Genomic DNA, 916 nt, shown 5'->3' on the forward strand with positions numbered 1-916 from the left:
ATAGACCTCTTGCAAAAGTCATAGACCAAGCTCGAAATTAACAACACCGGCGAATAGCTTCATTCTAAGATCATAGCGCTGACGACGGTTGCGATATTTATGAGCCACGATTTTGAATAATTTGATTAAGCCTATTTTGTGTTCAACCATAATGCGAAACTTAGACAGATAGTGATTGGCTTGTTTGCAAAGGTCTAACAGATGACCCCCACGTGGCTTTTTAAAGGGGGTGAAGGTTTGTTTATGTAGCTTTGCAATACCCTGATAGCCACTATCTGCTAGTAATTTAGCATTGTCAGGAAGCCAGTCAGGACAAGTATCTTTATACAGCTTAAAATCGTGAACTGAACCTTTAGACGTTTGAATATCTAATATTAAACCGGTTTGCCAATGAACGATAACCTGAGTTTTTAAGGTGTGTTGTTTTTTCTTACCGCTGTAGTAGTCTCTTTGGTTTTTTTTGGACGCTCAATTGGGGTTTCGGTGGCATCGACGATGACGACTGACCAATTAATATCGTCATCAACTCTACTAGGAAGCTTTTTAGGCAACTCAAACCTACCTGAATCAATCAATATGTCTTCAACTTTACGAATGATGCGGCTGGCAGAAGACTCATGAATCCCGAAGTCCATACTGATGTGGTACAGCGTCCGGTATTCACGCCAATAAGTAAGGGCCAGTAATATCTGTTCCTTAAGACTAAGCGCACTTGGCCTACCTGATTTAGTCTTTTGTGCTTCATGCTGTTGCATAGCATCTAGCATTTCATGAAAGGTCGCTTTATGAATACCTGTGTAGCGTTTAAAGCCTGCATCATTTTGTTTGAGTAGCTTATCTATATTTGGCATGGTTCCTAGCCAGTTATGAATGTGTTTCTTATTTTAAATCCCTCTGCTACTTTTGCAAGAGGTCT

The 916-nt window shown here is 40.2% G+C and carries 1 protein-coding gene and 1 pseudogene; both read right to left on the bottom strand.

The features are described 5' to 3' along the window. Positions 1–18: 18 nt before the first annotated feature. Positions 19–402, bottom strand: a pseudogene (locus TT11_RS16540) (transposase family protein); the annotation flags it as partial. Positions 403–410: 8 nt separating this feature from the next. Beyond that, entirely contained in the window at positions 411–851 is a 441-nt protein-coding gene (locus tag TT11_RS16545; RefSeq protein ID WP_261871198.1) for a transposase family protein, read from the bottom strand. Positions 852–916: the final 65 nt, after the last annotated feature.

The sequence above is a fragment of the Psychrobacter sp. JCM 18901 genome, from assembly GCF_000586435.1.
Classification (GTDB): Bacteria; Pseudomonadota; Gammaproteobacteria; order Pseudomonadales; family Moraxellaceae; genus Psychrobacter.